The sequence below is a fragment of the Kribbella sp. NBC_01505 genome, from assembly GCF_045040285.1.
GTDB lineage: Bacteria > Actinomycetota > Actinomycetes > Propionibacteriales > Kribbellaceae > Kribbella.
On the sequence record NZ_CP109425.1, the window covers coordinates 5,861,956 to 5,878,671 of the forward strand.

A 16,716-nucleotide genomic window follows, 5' to 3' on the forward strand; every position below is an offset into this window, starting at 1 on the left:
GATCACTTGAACTTTAACATCTGATTTCATATGTTAACCGCCACGAGTCGCGGCAGCACTGGGAGTGAGCAATGCGAACTGTGCGGAACCTGATCGGCAACGAATCGCGCGATGCGCTGAGCGGAGCGACGAGCGAGCTGATCGATCCGGCCACCGGAAAGGTCTTCGGTACGGCGCCGCTGTCCAGCGAGGACGACGTGGACGCGGCGTACCGGGCGGCGGCCGCTGCCTTTGCGCACTGGGGCGGCGATACGCCGTCGGCGCGGCAGGGGATGCTGCTGCGGTTCGCCGACGCGGTCGAAGCGCGGGCCGACGACCTGATCGCGGCCGAGTCGCAGAACACCGGCAAGCCGTTGGGTCTGACCCGCGACGAAGAGTTCGGCGTGATGGTCGACCAGTTGCGCTTCTTCGCCGGCGCGGCCCGGTTGCTGGAGGGCAAGTCGGCCGGTGAGTACATGGCCGGTCATACCTCGTGGGTCCGCCGGGAGCCGATCGGTGTCGTCGGTCAGATCACGCCGTGGAACTACCCGATGATGATGGCGGTCTGGAAGATCGGTCCGGCGCTTGCCGCGGGCAACACCGTCGTACTGAAACCGGCTGAGACGACGCCGGTGAGCACGGTCCTGTTGGCGGAGATCGCCGCCGAGGTGCTGCCGACCGGTGTGTTCAACGTGGTCTGTGGAGATCGCGCGACCGGTCAGGCGGTGGTCGCGCATCCGACCCCGGGGCTGGTCAGCATCACGGGGTCTACGCGCGCCGGCTCGGAGGTCGCGTCGACGGCCGCCCTCGATCTCAAGCGCACCCATTTGGAGCTCGGCGGCAAGGCACCGGCCGTTGTCTTCGCGGATGCCGATCTGGCCGTCGCGGCCGAGGCGATCGGCGTCGGCGGGTACTTCAACGCCGGCCAGGACTGTACGGCGGCCTGCCGGGTGCTCGTCGAGGCCACGGCACACGACGCGTTTGTCGAGGCGCTCACGTCCTGGGCCCGGGACAACGCTCGCCCCGGACTCGCCGACGACGAGGACGCCTTGTTCGGGCCGCTCAACAGCAGCATGCAGCTCGATCGGGTGCGTGCGTTCCTGACCCGGATGCCGGCCCACGGATCCGTCGTACTGGGTGGCTCACGGTCCGGTGGAGCGCTGGCGGACGGCTACTTCTTCGAGGCGACGGTCGTCACCGGGCTGCGGCAGGACGACGAGATGATCCAGGACGAGATCTTCGGGCCGGTCATCACGGTGCAGCCGTTCATCGACGAGGACGAAGCCCTGGAGATGGCGAACGGGGTCGAGTACGGCCTGGCCTCTTCAGTCTTCACCACGGATCATTCCCGGGTGTTGCGGATGTCGCGCGCGCTCGACTTCGGCTGTGTGTGGATCAACACCCATATCCCGCTGGTGGCCGAGATGCCGCACGGCGGGTTCAAACATTCGGGGTACGGCAAGGACCTCTCGATGTACGGCGTCGAGGACTACACCCGGATCAAGCACGTCATGTCGGCGTTCTGATGACGGCGATCAGTCTGCGCGGGCTGCGCAAGACCTTCGGCGACGTGGTCGCCGTGGACGAGGTCGACCTGGATCTGGACGAGGGCGAGTTCTTCTCGATGCTCGGACCGTCCGGCTCCGGCAAGACCACGGTGCTGCGGATGATCGCCGGGTTCGAGGAACCGACCGCCGGGACGATCATGCTCGACGGCGTCGACGTGACCACGCGACCGCCGTACCGGCGCAATGTGAACACGGTCTTCCAGGACTACGCGCTGTTCCCGCACATGAGCGTGCTGCAGAACGTCGAGTACGGGCTGCGGGTCAAGGGAGTCGACCGGCGCGCCCGCCGTACCCAGGCCGCCGAAGCCTTGGAAACCGTCCGGTTGAGTGGCTTCGGAGACCGGAAGCCGAGTCAGCTATCTGGTGGCCAACGGCAACGGGTCGCGCTGGCCCGGGCGCTGGTGAACCGGCCCAAGGTGCTGCTGCTCGACGAACCGCTCGGCGCCCTCGACCTGAAGCTGCGGCGTGAGATGCAGCTCGAACTCAAAGCCATGCAACGCGATGTCGGCATCACCTTCGTGTTCGTCACGCACGATCAGGAGGAGGCGCTGACGATGAGCGACCGGATCGCCGTGTTCAACGGCGGCCGGATCGAGCAGCTGGCCGAGCCGGCCGAGCTGTACGAACACCCGGCGACGGCCTTCGTGGCCGGCTTCGTCGGTACGTCGAACCTGCTGTCCGACGAGGTCGCGCTGAAGGTCCTCGGGACAGCCGGAGTTTTCACCGTGCGGCCGGAGAAGATCCAGCTCGCTCCGGTCGGGACGCCGGTGGAACCAGGTCGCTGTACGGCGACCGGCGTCGTCCGGGAAGTCGTGTACCTCGGCGCCGCCACGCAGTCCGTGGTCGACCTCGACGCCGGTGGTTCCCTCCTGGTCCTGCAACAGAACCAAGGCGATTCCGTGCAGGACAAGCTCGAGCTTCGGGGTGCTCAGGTCCGCCTCACCTGGCATCGCGAACACACCGTCTCCATTGACGGTGGTGCCCAGTAGTCCCCCCGCCCCCACCCTTTGGCAAGGAGCGTTCGATGAAGAAATCCCTCGCAGCGGTGAGCCTGGCAGTGCTCGCCCTGGTCGCGGCCTCGTGCGGAACGTCCGGAGGTGATTCCGGTGCGTCGGGCAACAGTTCGGCCGGTGGCGGGTTCACCCCGCCGGACCTGAAGAAACTCGACACGCTCGGCGCCGGGGAGGGCAAGCTCAGCGTGCTGGCCTGGCCCGGGTACGCCGAGGACGGCTCGAACGACCCGAAGGTCGACTGGGTCTCGTCGTTCGAGAAGGAGACCGGCTGCCAGGTGACGGTGAAGACGTTCGGCACCTCGGACGAGGCCGTCACCTTGATGAAGACCGGCCAGTACGACGTGGTGTCGGCCTCGGGTGACGCGTCGCTGCGACTGATCGCGGCCGGAACGGTCGAGCCGATCAACACCGATCTGGTCAAGAACTACGCCGACGTCTACCCGTTCCTCAAGGACCGGCCGTGGAACTCGGTCAAGGGCCAGATGTACGGCATCCCGCACGGGTACGGCGCGAACCTGCTGATGTGGCGCACCGACAAGGTGAAGCCCGCGCCGACCTCGTGGAGCGCGGTCTTCGACCCGAACTCGCCGTACAAGGGCACGGTGACGGCGTACGACTCGCCGATCTACATCGCCGACGCCGCGATGTACCTGATGGCGACCAAGCCGGATCTCGGGATCAAGAACCCGTACGCGCTGGACGACAAGCAGTTCACCGCGGCCGTCGATCTGCTCAAGCAGCAGAAGGGGCTGGTCTCGGAGTACTGGTCGGACTACCTCAAGGAGGTGCAGGCGTTCACCAGCGGCAACTCGGTGATCGGCACCACCTGGCAGGTGATCGCGAACGTCGCCAAGGGCGAGAAGGTCCCGGTCGACGTGACCGTCCCGACCGAGGGCGTCACCGGCTGGTCGGATACCTGGATGCTCAGTGCCACGTCGAAGAGCAAGAACTGCGGGTACCTGTGGATGAACCACATCATCAGCCCGAAGGCCAACGCGGCTGTCGCCGAGTACTTCGGTGAGTCGCCGTCGAACGGCAAGGCCTGCGCCGAGACCGCCGACAAGAGCCACTGCACGACCTTCCACGCCGGCGACCAGGCCTACTCCGAGAAGATCTGGTACTGGACCACGCCGCTGGAGCAGTGCCTCGACGGCCGCACCGACGTCAAGTGCGCCGACTACTCGAAGTGGACGCAAGCCTGGACAACGATCAAGGGATAAATCGAATGCTGCCCAGTGGTTTGTTCAGGCACCCGCGGGCCCGGCTCGCCTTGTTGCTCGGTCCGCCGATGTTGTGGCTCGGAGTCGCGTATCTCGGTGCGTTGGCGGCGTTGTTCGTCACCGCGTTGTGGACGCAGAACGGGTTCACCGGGACGATCGAGCGGGTGTGGACGCTGGACAGTTTCCGGACGTTGTTCACCGAGGACGTGTATCGGACGATCGCGCTGCGGACGATCGGAGTCGCCGTACTGGTGACTCTGGTCGACGCGGTGGTCGCGTTCCCGATCGCGCTCTACATGTCGAAGGTGGCACGGCCGGGGCTGCAACGCTTCCTGCTGGTGGCGGTGCTGATGCCCTTGTGGGCAAGCTATCTGGTCAAGGCTTATGCCTGGCGCGGGATGTTCTCCGAGGGCGGGCTGGTGTCGTCGGCCTTCGAGGCGGTGGGGCTGAAGTCTCCCGGATACGGGCTGACGGCAACCGTCGTGACGCTCGCGTATTTGTGGCTGCCCTACATGATCCTGCCGATCTACGCCGGCCTCGAACGGCTGCCGAACTCCTTGCTGGAGGCATCGGCCGATCTCGGTGCGCGGACCGGTCACACGATCCGCCGGGTGGTCGTGCCGGTGGTGATCCCGGCGATGGTGGCCGGGTCGATCTTCACCTTCAGCCTGACGCTCGGCGACTACATCGCGGTCCGGATCGTCGGTGGCACGAATCAGCTGCTGGGCAACGTGGTCTACGACAATGTGGGTGCCGCGAACAACCTGCCGTTCGCCGCGGCGGTGGCCACGATTCCGGTCGTGGTGATGCTCGTGTACCTGGCGGCGGTCCGCCGTACCGGAGCGATGGAGAGCCTCTGATGACGATGTCCGGACCGACCCGCGTCGTCCTGCGGATCCTGACCGCGCTCATCCTCGCGGTGATCTACGTGCCGCTGCTGCTGGTGGTGGTCAACTCGTTCAACGTGAACAAGACCTTCGCCTGGCCCCCTCGCGACTTCACCCTTGACTGGTGGCGACGAGCCGCGGAGAGCCAGGGTGCCCTCGACGCGCTCTGGGTGAGCGTTCGCGTCGGTCTCGCGGCGACCGCGATCGCGCTGATCCTCGGCACGATGATCGCGTTCGCCCTGCAGCGCTTCAGTTTCTACGGCCGCGACGCGGTGTCGCTGCTGGTGATCCTCCCGATCGCGCTGCCCGGCATCGTCACGGGTATCGCGCTGAACAACGCGTTCCGGACGATCTTCGGCTGGCAACTCGGCTTCGTCACGATCGTGATCGCGCACGCCACGTTCTGCATCGTGACCGTCTTCAACAACGTGATCGCGCGACTTCGCCGTACCGGATTGCAACTGGAACAAGCCTCGGCCGATCTGGGCGCGTCGGGCTTCCAGACCTTCCGCCTGGTGACCTTCCCGATGATCCGCTCGGCGTTGCTGGCCGGCGGACTGCTCGCCTTCGCGCTGTCCTTCGACGAGATCATCGTGACCACGTTCACCGCCGGCGCCCAGCAGCAGACGCTGCCGATCTGGATCTTCAACAACCTCTTCCGCCCCAACCAGGCCCCGATCGTGAACGTCGTCGCCGCCGCCCTGATCGTCGTCTCCGTGGTCCCCGTCTGGCTGGCCCAACGCCTCTCCGGCGACGCCGAATCACTGGGCCACTGACGGCTTCAGTTGGCCTGCTAGCTGACCACGGCCCGGTACTGCGTGATACCGTGTACTGGTACTGAGTGGCACGGAGTACCGGGGGCGGTGGGATGGATCATCTGACGGAGATGCTCAAGGGCACGCTGGAGGGTTGCGTGCTGGAGATCATCGGCGGTGCGGAGACCTATGGGTACGCCATCACCCGCCGGCTGAACGAACTCGGCTTCACCGATGTCGTCGAGGGGACCGTCTACACGATCCTGCTGCGCCTGGAGAAGAACGGGCTCGTCCAGGTGACGAAGCGACCGTCCGGACAGGGGCCGCCGCGCAAGTTCTACGCGCTCAACGACGCCGGCCGGGCGGAGCTCGTGACGTTCTGGGCGAAGTGGGACTTCATCACCGAGCGGATCGACAAACTCAAGGAGGGTGGGAGATGACGTTCTGGGAGACCATCACGGGGAGCGATCTCACCAGGGAATACAAGGCGTTCGAGGCTCGCGCGGCGGTTCTGCCGAGCGACTTCCGGGCAGCATGGGACGAGATCAAAGAGCACCTGATGCCGTACGGCGACTTCTCCGGGCGGAATCTGATGCCGATCCTCGACAGCGCGCTGGGGCTGCTCGAAGAGACCTCGGCAGACGGTCAGACCATCTATCAGGTGGTCGGTGACGACATCGTGGGGTTCAGTGCGGCGCTGGCCGGCGGCGAAGGGGCCCGGGGCTATCGCGACCGCTGGCGTGACCAGCTGAACCGGAACGTCGCCAAGAAACTCGCCCGGCTAGGAGGCTGACATGGGCATTCAGGACCTCATCGAGGGCAAGAAGCAGTGGCGAGCGCACGTCGCACGCGTGAAGGCGCTCCCGCCGGACTACCAGATCGTCTACAAAGAGCTGCAGCGCTACCTGTTCAAGGTCGGCCCGGTCGACCTGCTGGAGGGCGACCTGCTGTCGGGGATCGTCGACTTCTTCGAGGAGGGTGTCGCGAGCGGCAAGGGTGTGCTGGAGCTGATCGGCACCGACGTGGCCGCCTTCGCCGACGGGCTGGTGAAGGACTCGGAGACCTACGCGGACGTCTACCAGGCGTCCATCAAGGAGAAGTCCTAGTCGCGCGGATCGCCTTCGAGGGTTGTCGTCAGCGTCCACAGCAGGTTGCGGAGCTGGCGGCGGTCCTCGGGGGTCAGACCGGCCAGGGCACGGCCGCCGGCCCGGTCGTAGATGTCCTCGACCGTGCGAGCGAGCTCGGCGCCCGCGTCGGTGAGCTCGATGCCGACCTGGCGGGCGTCGGTCGTGCTCTTGACCCGGCGGACCAGCCCGGCGGTCTCCATGCGCTGGGTGGTCTTGGTCGCGGTCGGTACTTCGACGTCCAGGACCTTCGCGAGCTTCGCCACGGGGAGCGAGCCGTGGTGGAGCAGTTTGGCGAGGACCAGCTCCTGGCCGGTGTGCAGACCGGTCCCGACCAGCTCGGCCGCGACGGCCTTGCGGGCTGCGCGGTCGGCGAAGCGCAATGCGATCAGGACGTCCCGTGGCCCGGCGGGGGCGTCGACGGGCCATTCCTCCTCGAGCGTGGTCATTTGTGGGTCCAGGCGTTCTGCGAGGTGTAGTCCCCGACGTACTGGGTGGGGATGGCGGGCTCGCCGCGGCTGAGCTGGCTGGCGAAGCGGGGGAGCTCGTCGCGGACCTTCAGGTGGTGGGCCTGGGACTCGGCGGGGGTGGTGCGGCCGATGACCTCGCCGCCCTTGACCAGCGGCTTCAGCAGCTCGCGGTCGTCGCCGTCGTCCTCGGGGAGGCTGCCGACGCCGATCAGCTCGGCCTCGGCGACACCGGCCGCGGTTCGGCGGCGCAGCGCCCACTTGCGGCCGCCGATCGAGATCTTGTCCGGGCTCTTCTTCGCCACCGGGACGAGCTCACCGCTCGCGTCCTCGCGGGCGACCAGCTTGTAGACGAACCCGCAGGTCGGGTAGCCCGAGCCGGTGACCAGCGACGTACCGACGCCGTAGCCGTCGACCGGGGCCGGCGCGAGCGCGGCGATCTGGAACTCGTCGAGGTCCGAGGTCACGATGATCCGGGTCCTGGTCGCGCCGAGGGCGTCGAGCTGCTCGCGGACCTGGCCGGCCAGCGACGGCAGGTCGCCGGAATCCAGCCGTACGGCGCCGAGCTCGGGGCCGGTGATCTCGATCGCGGTCCGGACCGCCTCGGCGACGTCGTACGTGTCGACCAGCAGGGTGGTGCGCTTGCCGAGGGCATCCACCTGGGAGGTGAACGCCTCCTTCTCGGTGTCGTGCAGCAGGGTGAACGAGTGCGCCGACGTCCCCGCGCTGGGGATGCCGTAGCGGTGCGCGGCCTCCAGGTTGGAGGTGGTCGCGAAGCCCGCGATGTACGCCGCCAGCGCGGAGGCGACCGCGGCCTCCTCGTGGGTCCGCCGGGAGCCCATCTCGATACAGGGGCGGCCGCCGGCCCACCAGGTCATCCGGGAGGCGGCCGAGGCGACCGCGGAATCGTGGTTCAGGATCGACAGGAAGACGGTCTCCAGCAGCACCGCCTCGGCGAAACTCGACTCCACGACGAGCACCGGGGATCCGGGGAAGAAGATTTCGCCGTCGGCGTACCCGGCGATGTCACCGGTGAAGCGGTAGCCGGCGAGCCAGTCGCGGGTAACCTGGTCGACGACACCCCGGTCGGCCAGGAAGGCGATCGCCCGTTCGTCGAAGCGGAACTGTTCGAGGGCGTCGAGCAGCCGGTTCACCCCGGCGACGACGCCGTAGCGGCGGCCGTCGGGCAGCCGTCGGGCGAACAGCTCGAAGACCGAGCGGCGCTGCGCCGAGCCGTCGGCCAGGCTGGCCTGCAACATGGTCAACTCGTAGTGGTCCGTCAGGAGCGCGGTCGAGGTGTTCACAAGGGCAGCCTATTGCGCCGACGGAACCAGTAGTGGAGAGAATGGGTCAGTGACCACCGCACCGAGCGAGCTCGCGAGCCCCGAAGTCGACGAGGCGATCCAGCTGAGCCCACCCTGGGTGACGATCGTCTGGAACGATCCGGTGAACCTGATGGACTACGTCACGTTCGTCTTCCAGACGTACTTCGGCTACTCCAAGTCCAAGGCGGAGAAGCTGATGATGCAGGTCCACGAGGAGGGTAAGTCGGCGGTGTCGAACGGTAACCGGGAAGCCATGGAGCGCGACGTCGAGGCGATGCACTCCTACGGCCTGTGGGCCACCTGCGAGAAGTCGTGACGCGGTTCCGCAAGCGCCGCAAGATCGTCGCGGTCAGCTTCGCCGAGCACGAGGCCGACATCCTCGCCAACCTGCTCCGCAACCTGGTCGAGCTCCTGTACGACGGCATGCCTCCGCGCGCCACCCAGTCCAGCGACCCGCTGGCGGCACTGCTCGACTCCGACGGCCCGACCTCCCCGCCGGAGGACATCGTCCTGCAGCGTCTCTTCCCCGACGCCTACGGCTCCGACGACATGGCGTCCGGTGAGTTCCGCCGCTTCACCGAACGCGGCCTGCGCGACGGCAAGATCACCGACGCCAAACGCGTCCTCTCCGCCCTCGAGGAGTCCGGCGCCGACGAGATCGCCCTCGAGCCCGACGAGCAACTCTCCTGGCTCCGGGCCCTCAACGACCTCCGCCTGGCCATCGGCACCCGCCTGGACATCAAGGACGAGGACGACCACGTCACCTGGGAGAAACTCCCCGAAGACGACCCCCGCCGCCTCACCTACGACCTCTACGACTGGCTCGGCTACCTCCAGTCAGCTCTCCTCCACAACATGCGCTGAAACGACACCGCCTCCGGCGGCGACAGCACCTATGCCGGCTGGCCGGCGTACCGACGGACGGGTAGTAGTCCAGGCGGCGGCGATCGCAGGCTCTTGCCTGAGCGCACTGGACGGCGTACCTGAGCCCGACCGGCGACCACTACCCGTTCATGTCTACGCCCAGCGGCCGGATCGCCGGCACTGATCAAGTAGCTGGTGAGCGATTTGCCGAGGCGGCTTCACGCGTGGAAGTGGGGTGCCAGCCGAGGTTGGACAGTGGGGGCGGTCCGCCGACGAGCGACCTGGTCGTTCCGAGGAGACCAATGTTACGGAATGTAACGAATGGGTGATCATTTCTCGCTTGGGGTGACGGGGGCTGGCGGAAATCCTCACACAGCGTTAGCTTCCTGGCAGATCCCGAGGGGGGCTCGGGGATGGGGAGGAATTGCGATGTCTCAGCAGTATCCGCAGGATCCGAATCGGCCGTTCGACGCACAAGGGCTGCCGCCGTACGGTGCACCTGGGCAGCAGCCGAGCCCGGCACTCGGGCATCCGCAGTATCCAGCAGGTGGGCCGGCGCCGCGAGGGCCGAAGCAGCACAAGCCGAGGAGCCGCGCCGCCACGATCGGGTGGAGTGCCCTGGGCGGGCTCATCATCTTCACAGTGGGTGCGGTGGCGGGCAACGCCGGGGCCGACACCACCTCGGCGGCGGCCCTGAGCTCCGGCGTTCCGGCGCCGACAGTGACGGTGACGACCGCAGCAAAGCCCGGCGAGGAGGTGACCGTAACTGCTCCTCCGGTCACCGTCACGAAGCCTGCGCCACCGGCAAAGACCGTGACTGCGCAGCCGCCGCAGGCGTCGGCGGCGATCACTGACGACGGCACCTACGAGGTCGGAGTCGACATCAAGCCAGGCAAGTACAAGTCGGCCGGTGGCGGTGACTGCTACTGGGCGCGGATGTCCAGCCTGGATGGCGACCTCGGCGGCATCATCGCGAACAATCTGAGTAGCGGGCCGCAGACCGTAGTCATCAAGAAGTCTGACAAGGCCTTTAAAACCGAGCGTTGTGGCGAATGGCGTAAGACCGGTTGAGCCGACGGAGCCGTCCTTCCTAGGTATTGACGTACTCGGGAGGGACGGCTCCTGCGTAGCATGCGGGGGTGAGCTATCCGAGGACTGGCGGCAGGGTGGGTGGGGCTCCGGATTTTCCGGAGATCGAGGGGGAGGTGCTGGCGTTCTGGGAGGCGGATGACACTTTTCGTGGGTCGGTGGAGCGGCGGGTGGGGGAGGAGTTCGTCTTTTACGACGGGCCTCCGTTCGCCAACGGGCTGCCGCACTACGGGCATCTGCTGACGGGGTACGTGAAGGATCTGGTGCCTCGGTACAAGACGATGCGTGGGGCCCGGGTGGAGCGGCGGTTCGGGTGGGACACGCACGGGTTGCCGGCTGAGCTGGAGGCTCAGCGGGTGCTGGGGCTGAAGACGAAGGCGGAGATCCTCGAGCTGGGGATCGAGAAGTTCAACGCGACCTGCCGGGAGTCGGTGCTGAAGTACACCGACGAGTGGCGCAGTTACGTCACCCGCCAGGCCCGCTGGGTGGATTTCGACAACGACTACAAGACGCTCAGTCCTGACTACATGGAGTCGGTGATCTGGGCGTTCAAGACCCTGTACGACAAGGGCCTGGTCTACGAGGGCCTGCGCGTCCTCCCGTACTGCTGGAACGACGAGACCCCGCTGTCCAACCACGAGCTGCGGATGGACGACGACGTCTACCAGCAGCGGCAGGACCCGTCGGTGACGGTCGCCGTCGAGCTGGAGACCGGGGAGCGCCTGCTCGCCTGGACGACCACCCCGTGGACGCTACCGAGCAACCTCGCGATGGCGGTCGGTCCGGACCTCGACTACGTGGTGGTGAACGACGCCGAGGGGCGGCCCACGATCCTGGCGGAAGCGCGTCTGGCGTCGTATGTCGGTCAGCACGGCGACTCGGCCGGCCTGAGCGGCGACGTGATTCGGCGGCTCAAGGGTGCGGAGCTGATCGGCAAGCGCTACACCCCGCTCTTCGACTTCTTCGCCGACGCCCCCAACGCCTTCCAGGTGATCGCGGCCGAGCACGTGACGACCGACGACGGCACCGGCGTCGTACACATGGCACCCGCGTACGGCGAGGAGGACCAGCTCGCCTGCGATGCCGTCGGGATCCCCACGATCCTGACCGTCGACGACGGAGCCCGGTTCACCAGCGTGGTCCCGCCGTACCAGGGTCTGCACGTCTTCGAGGCCAACCGCCCGATCATCCGCGACCTCAAGGCGGCCGGGGCGCTGATCCGCGAGGACAGCTATGTGCACAGCTACCCGCACTGCTGGCGGTGCCGGAATCCCCTGATCTACAAGGCGGTTTCGAGCTGGTTCGTCCAGGTGACGGCGATCCGCGACCGGATGGTCGAGCTGAACGAGGACATCACCTGGACCCCGGAGCACGTGAAGCACGGCCAGTTCGGCAAGTGGCTGAGCAACGCCCGCGACTGGTCGATCAGCCGGAACCGCTTCTGGGGTTCGCCGATCCCCGTCTGGCGATCCGACGATCCGGCGTACCCGCGGATCGACGTCTACGGATCCATCGCGGACCTCGAGCGTGACTTCGGGGTCAAGGTCGAGGACCTGCACCGCCCGTACGTCGATCAGCTGACCCGACCGAACCCGGACGACCCGACCGGGAAGTCGACGATGCGCCGGGTGTCCGACGTACTGGATGTCTGGTTCGACTCGGGGTCGATGAGTTTCGCGCAGGTGCACTACCCGTTCGAGAACACGGACTGGTTCGAGAGCCACTTCCCGGGCGACTTCATCGTCGAGTACATCGGGCAGACGCGTGGCTGGTTCTACACCATGCACATTCTCGGTACGGCGTTGTTCGACCGGCCGGCGTTCAAGTCGGTGCTGAGCCACGGGATCGTGCTCGGCAGCGACGGGCAGAAGATGAGCAAGTCGCTGCAGAACTATCCCGACGTCCGCGAGGTGTTCGACCGGGACGGCGCGGACGCGATGCGCTGGTTCCTGATGTCGAGCCCGATCCTGCGCGGCGGAAACCTGATCGTCACCGAGGAAGGCATCCGCGAGGGTGTCCGGCAGGTGCTGATCCCGCTCTGGAACGCCTGGTCCTTCTTCGCCCTCTACGCGAATGCGGCCGACCGCGAAGGCCAGGCCGCCGAGCAGCCCGAGGATCTGCTCGATCGCTACCTGCTCGCCCGGCTGCGGCTGTTCGTCACCGACATCCAGGACAAACTCGACCGGTATGACATCGCTTCGGCTTGCGACGCGATCACCTCGTACGTCGACGTGCTCACGAACTGGTACATCCGGCGCTCCCGCGACCGTTTCTGGGCGGGTGAGCAGGCGGCGATCGACACGCTCTACACGGCGCTCGAGACGCTGTGCCGGACGGTCGCACCGCTGTTGCCGTTGGTTGCCGAGGACATCTGGCGCGGGCTGACCGGCGAGCGGTCGGTGCACCTGACCGACTGGCCGACCGTCGGCAAGCTGCCGGACGACCCGGAGCTGGTGGAGCGGATGGAGCGTGCCCGGGAGGTGTGTTCGGTCGCCTCGGCGATCCGGAAGGCGACCGGGATCCGCGCGCGGCAGCCGCTGCAGAAGTTGACTGTGGCAACATCTGCCGATCTGCAGGCGCTCACCGGGCTGATCGCCGCGGAGCTGAACGTCCGTGAGGTGGTGCTGACCTCGGTGGACGCGGTCGACGCGCCGGTGTCGCAACGGCTGACGGTCAACGCGCGCGCGGCCGGTCCGCGGCTGGGGAAGACGGTGCAGACCGCGATCAAGGCTTCGAAGTCCGGAGACTGGTCGGTGTCCGAGGCCGGCGTGGTGGTTGCCGGGGGCATCGAGCTGGTCGAGGGGGAGTACGCCCTGGAGACGACGCTGGCAACGGACGCCGACGGGTCGAGCGGACTCTTGCCGAGCGGCGGTTTCGTGGTCCTCGACACGACGATCACGCCTGAGCTGGAAGCCGAGGGTACGGCGCGCGACGTGATCCGCTCGATCCAGCAGGCCCGGCGGGATTCGGGGCTCGAGGTGACCGATCGCATCCGGTTGACCGTGACCGCCGAACCCGCGATGGCCGCAGCCGTCGAAACCCACCGCGAGCTGATCATGCGCGAGACGCTCGCCACCGACCTCGCCGTACAAGAGGGCTCTGAATTGGAGCTCGACCTCAGGTCCTAATGTTGCGTTCATGGAGACGCGGAAGCTTGGACGGACCGGTCGGGATGTAGGCGTGGTCGGGCTCGGCGCCTGGCAGCTGGGCGCCGACTGGGGGTCGGTGGACGAGAGCGACGCCCTCGCCGTACTGCGGTCGGCGATCGAGGGCGGCGTGACGTTCATCGACACCGCCGATGTGTACGGCGACGGCCGGAGCGAGCGGCTCGTCGGTCAGGTCCTCAAGGAACACGAGGGCCTGACCGTGGCGAGCAAGATGGGCCGCCGGGTCGAGCAGCTGCCGGAGAACTACAACCCGGCCAACTTCCGCGCCTGGAACGACCGCTCCCGGCAGAACCTCGGGGTCGACACCATCGACCTGGTCCAGCTGCACTGCCCGCCGACCGCCGTGTACTCGACCGACGCGGTCTTCGACGACCTGGACGCGATGGTCGACGAGGGCCGGATCGCGGCGTACGGCGTGAGTGTCGAGACCACCGCCGAAGCGCTGACCGCGATCGCGCGCCCGAACGTGGCGAGCATCCAGATCATCCTGAACGCGCTCCGCCTCAAGCCGCTCGACGAGGTCCTGCCCGCGGCCCAGGAGGCGGGCGTCGGCATCATCGCCCGCGTCCCGCTCGCCAGCGGTCTGCTCTCCGGCAAGTACGACGAGAACACCGTCTTCGCCGCCGACGACCACCGCACCTACAACCGCCATGGCGAGGCCTTCGACGTCGGCGAGACCTTCTCCGGCGTCGACTTCGGCACCGGCCTCGAAGCCGTCCAACGGTTGATGCCCTGGCTCCCCGCCGGCGCCACCATGGCCCAGTTCGCCCTCCGCTGGATCATCGACCAGCCCGGCGTCTCCGTCGTCATCCCCGGCGCCCGCAACCCCACCCAGGTAGCCGGCAACATCGCCGCAGCCGCCCTGGCCCCCCTCACCGACGAGCAGCAGACCGCCGTACGAGAGATCTACGACGACCTCATCCGCCCCCAGATCCACAACCGCTGGTAGTCCACATACTGGACCGACCCTGCGGTTGTCAGGGTCGGTCCGGCGGTCGCCGTACCGTGGAGGCGTGTTGATCATCGAGCGGGCGGCGTACGACGCGATCGTGGCGCATGCGCGGCGGGATCACCCGGACGAGGCGTGCGGGGTGATCGTGGGGCCGGAGGGGTCGGACCGGCCGGTGCGGGTGGTGCCGATGCTGAATGCGGAGCGGTCGCCGACGTACTACAAGTTCGACAACGACGACTGGAAGAAGCTGTACGACGAGATGTGGGACAACGACGAGGAGGCGGTCGTGATCTACCACTCGCACACCGCGACCGAGGCGTACCCGTCGCGGACCGACATCTCCGAGGCGCGCGTCCCGGACGCGCACTACGTGCTGGTGTCGACGCGGGACGGCGCCGAGTCACTCACGTACGACGGTCCGGTCGAGTTCCGGTCGTACCGGATCGTCGACGGCACGGTCACCGAAGAAGAGGTCAAGGTCGTCACGGCCCACACCGAACGACACAGCAACGAATTAGACAGCAGCGAAACGGGAGAGAACTGAGATGGCGATCGAGTTGCGGGTCCCGACGATCCTGCGCACCTTCACCGGCGGCGAGAAGCTGGTCACCGGGGCGGGGGAGACGCTGGCGGCGTTCATCGACAACGTGGACGGCAGCCACCCCGGGCTCAAGGAGCGGATCGTCGAGGGGGAGCCGGAGGAGCTGCGGCGGTTCGTCAACGTGTACGTGAACGACGAGGACGTGCGCTTCACCGGTGGTCTGCAGACCGGGGTGAAGGACGGCGACGTGGTCGTGGTCCTGCCCGCGGTCGCCGGCGGCTGAGCATGCGCTTCGACAGCCTGCTCGACTCGGTCGGGGGCACGCCGCTGGTGGGGCTGCCCAAGCTGTCGCCGTCGGCCGACGTACGGTTGTGGGCCAAGCTCGAGGACCACAACCCGACCGGTTCGATCAAGGACCGGGCGGCGCTGCGGATGCTGCTCGACGCGGAGAAGGACGGCCGGCTCCGGCCGGGCAACACGATCCTGGAGCCGACGTCGGGCAACACCGGGATCTCGCTCGCGATGGCGGCCAAGCTGCGCGGCTACCGGATGGTCTGCGTGATGCCGGAGAACACCTCGCAGGAGCGCCGCCAGATCCTGCGGATGTGGGGCGCGGAGATCATCTCGTCCCCAGCCGCGGGCGGTTCGAACGAAGCGGTCCGGGTCGCCAAGCAGGTCGCAGAGGACCACCCGGACTGGGTGATGCTCTATCAGTACGGCAACCCGTCGAACGCGGCCGCCCACTACGACGGCACCGCGCGGGAGATCTTCGACGACCTGCCGTCGGTGACGCATTTCGTCGCGGGTCTCGGCACGACCGGCACGCTGATGGGCGCCGGCCGCTTCTTCCGTGAGCACAAGCCCGAGGTGCGCATCGTCGCCGCCGAGCCCCGGTACGGCGAGCTCGTCTACGGTCTGCGCAACCTCGAGGAGGGCTTCGTCCCGGAGCTGTACGACGCTTCGCTGATCGATGCCCGTTTCTCGGTCGGACCCCGCGACGCCGTCCGGCGGGTGCGGGAGCTGCTCGACAACGAGGGCATCTTCGCCGGCGTCTCGACCGGCGCGATCCTGCACGCCGCGCTCGGCCAGGCGGCCAAGTGCGTGCGCGACGGTGAGCGGGCCGACATCGCCTTCGTGGTCGCCGACGGCGGCTGGAAGTACCTGTCGACCGGTGCCTATGAGGGCACGGTCGACGAGGCGGAGGACCGCCTCGAAGGCCAGCTCTGGGCCTGAGAAGTCTTTGTTCTTATGGGGATTTGAAGAGGATCCGGCGGCCGATCCGGGGATGGACACCGCGTCCCTTGCAGCTCGTGCAGGGTCGTTGGGCATAACTGAAGATGCCACCGTGATGACGCCCGGCGCCCTTGCAGCGATTGCATTTGGCGTTCGGGTGCAGCGACAGCGAGACGACGTACAAGAAGAACGCCGCCATCAGCACCAGCAACAGGGTCCCGGTCGTCCCGAGGGACGACGCGATGTCTGCGGCCGTGCTGTTGGTCTCGGCAGCCTGGTTCGCGGCCTGCCCGGAGGCGGAGACGTGATCAGGTTGCGGATTCGGTCCGGCGGTGCTGCTGAGCACCGCCACGAAGTGATGCGCCAGAGTCATGGCAGCTCGAGGGCGGGTCGGACGAACATCGGTCCAGAGTGACCCGGATCACGGCTGTTGGCAATTGCATAACGTAAAGATGTGGACAAGGTTCGGCGTGTCGTTTCAAGAGAAGGGACTGGGTGTCTTCTTGAACGACCCGAATCCGGCCCTGGTTAC

Annotated in this window: 19 protein-coding genes; 16 read left to right on the top strand and 3 right to left on the bottom strand. The window is 67.2% G+C overall.

The annotated features are described in order from the left end of the window. Positions 1-71 precede the first annotated feature (71 nt). The 8 genes from OG474_RS27680 to OG474_RS27715 all read left to right on the top strand — a co-directional run bounded on the left by OG474_RS27680 (position 72) and on the right by OG474_RS27715 (position 6,528). Positions 72-1,505, top strand: a complete 1,434-nt coding sequence (locus OG474_RS27680; protein WP_405056506.1) for an aminobutyraldehyde dehydrogenase — start codon at positions 72-74, stop codon at positions 1,503-1,505. Further along, entirely contained in the window at positions 1,505-2,536 is a 1,032-nt protein-coding gene (locus OG474_RS27685; RefSeq protein WP_405056507.1) for an ABC transporter ATP-binding protein, read from the top strand. The genes OG474_RS27680 and OG474_RS27685 overlap by 1 nt, the downstream gene beginning before the upstream one ends. 35 nt (positions 2,537-2,571) lie before the next feature. Then, on the top strand, positions 2,572-3,780 hold the full coding sequence (locus OG474_RS27690) for an ABC transporter substrate-binding protein (RefSeq protein ID WP_405056508.1): 1,209 nt from the start codon (positions 2,572-2,574) through the stop codon (positions 3,778-3,780). A gap of 5 nt (positions 3,781-3,785) precedes the next feature. Further along, positions 3,786-4,640 (top strand): ABC transporter permease, encoded by an 855-nt coding sequence (locus OG474_RS27695; protein ID WP_405056509.1) that lies wholly within the window; start codon positions 3,786-3,788, stop codon positions 4,638-4,640. Then, positions 4,640-5,443, top strand: a complete 804-nt coding sequence (locus OG474_RS27700; RefSeq protein ID WP_405056510.1) for an ABC transporter permease — start codon at positions 4,640-4,642, stop codon at positions 5,441-5,443. The genes OG474_RS27695 and OG474_RS27700 overlap by 1 nt, the downstream gene beginning before the upstream one ends. A 92-nt stretch (positions 5,444-5,535) precedes the next feature. Continuing rightward, positions 5,536-5,862 (top strand): PadR family transcriptional regulator, encoded by a 327-nt coding sequence (locus OG474_RS27705; RefSeq protein WP_405056511.1) that lies wholly within the window; start codon positions 5,536-5,538, stop codon positions 5,860-5,862. Further along, positions 5,859-6,215, top strand: a complete 357-nt coding sequence (locus tag OG474_RS27710) for a DUF1048 domain-containing protein (protein ID WP_405056513.1) — start codon at positions 5,859-5,861, stop codon at positions 6,213-6,215. The genes OG474_RS27705 and OG474_RS27710 overlap by 4 nt, the downstream gene beginning before the upstream one ends. A 1-nt stretch (position 6,216) precedes the next feature. Continuing rightward, entirely contained in the window at positions 6,217-6,528 is a 312-nt protein-coding gene (locus OG474_RS27715) for a DUF1048 domain-containing protein (protein ID WP_405056514.1), read from the top strand. Here the strand turns inward: OG474_RS27715 and OG474_RS27720 are convergent. Both OG474_RS27720 and OG474_RS27725 read right to left on the bottom strand, forming a co-directional pair. Further along, positions 6,525-6,995: a MarR family winged helix-turn-helix transcriptional regulator gene (locus OG474_RS27720; RefSeq protein WP_405056515.1), complete on the bottom strand. Its 471-nt coding sequence runs from the start codon at positions 6,993-6,995 to the stop codon at positions 6,525-6,527. The two genes, OG474_RS27715 and OG474_RS27720, sit on opposite strands and share 4 nt — an antisense overlap. Beyond that, a complete protein-coding gene (locus tag OG474_RS27725) occupies positions 6,992-8,272 on the bottom strand; it encodes a nicotinate phosphoribosyltransferase (RefSeq protein WP_405064621.1) in 1,281 nt (426 codons plus the stop codon). Before OG474_RS27725 ends, OG474_RS27720 begins: the two co-directional genes overlap by 4 nt. 94 nt (positions 8,273-8,366) lie before the next feature. On the opposite strand from OG474_RS27725, the gene clpS reads away from it, so the two are divergent. From clpS to OG474_RS27765, 8 genes are all read left to right on the top strand, one after another. Further along, positions 8,367-8,654 (top strand): ATP-dependent Clp protease adapter ClpS, encoded by a 288-nt coding sequence (gene clpS / locus OG474_RS27730; RefSeq protein ID WP_391543248.1) that lies wholly within the window; start codon positions 8,367-8,369, stop codon positions 8,652-8,654. Beyond that, positions 8,651-9,202 carry a DUF2017 domain-containing protein gene (locus tag OG474_RS27735; protein WP_405056516.1) on the top strand — a complete coding sequence of 184 codons (552 nt, stop codon included), beginning with the start codon at positions 8,651-8,653 and terminating at the stop codon, positions 9,200-9,202. The genes clpS and OG474_RS27735 overlap by 4 nt, the downstream gene beginning before the upstream one ends. Positions 9,203-9,631: 429 nt before the next feature. Beyond that, a complete protein-coding gene (locus OG474_RS27740; protein WP_405056517.1) occupies positions 9,632-10,273 on the top strand; it encodes a hypothetical protein in 642 nt (213 codons plus the stop codon). A gap of 68 nt (positions 10,274-10,341) precedes the next feature. Further along, on the top strand, positions 10,342-13,419 hold the full coding sequence (gene ileS / locus OG474_RS27745) for an isoleucine--tRNA ligase (protein WP_405056518.1): 3,078 nt from the start codon (positions 10,342-10,344) through the stop codon (positions 13,417-13,419). Positions 13,420-13,429: 10 nt separating this feature from the next. Then, positions 13,430-14,407: an aldo/keto reductase gene (locus tag OG474_RS27750; RefSeq protein ID WP_405056519.1), complete on the top strand. Its 978-nt coding sequence runs from the start codon at positions 13,430-13,432 to the stop codon at positions 14,405-14,407. Positions 14,408-14,471: 64 nt separating this feature from the next. Beyond that, entirely contained in the window at positions 14,472-14,954 is a 483-nt protein-coding gene (locus OG474_RS27755) for a Mov34/MPN/PAD-1 family protein (RefSeq protein WP_405056520.1), read from the top strand. Between the two features lies 1 nt (position 14,955). After that, positions 14,956-15,234, top strand: coding sequence for a MoaD/ThiS family protein (locus tag OG474_RS27760; protein WP_405056521.1), 279 nt, complete (start codon positions 14,956-14,958; stop codon positions 15,232-15,234). 2 nt (positions 15,235-15,236) lie between these two features. Continuing rightward, positions 15,237-16,184, top strand: a complete 948-nt coding sequence (locus OG474_RS27765; RefSeq protein ID WP_405056522.1) for a PLP-dependent cysteine synthase family protein — start codon at positions 15,237-15,239, stop codon at positions 16,182-16,184. 13 nt (positions 16,185-16,197) lie between these two features. Here the strand turns inward: OG474_RS27765 and OG474_RS27770 are convergent, their stop codons facing one another. After that, a complete protein-coding gene (locus OG474_RS27770; RefSeq protein WP_405056523.1) occupies positions 16,198-16,557 on the bottom strand; it encodes a hypothetical protein in 360 nt (119 codons plus the stop codon). Positions 16,558-16,716: the final 159 nt, after the last annotated feature.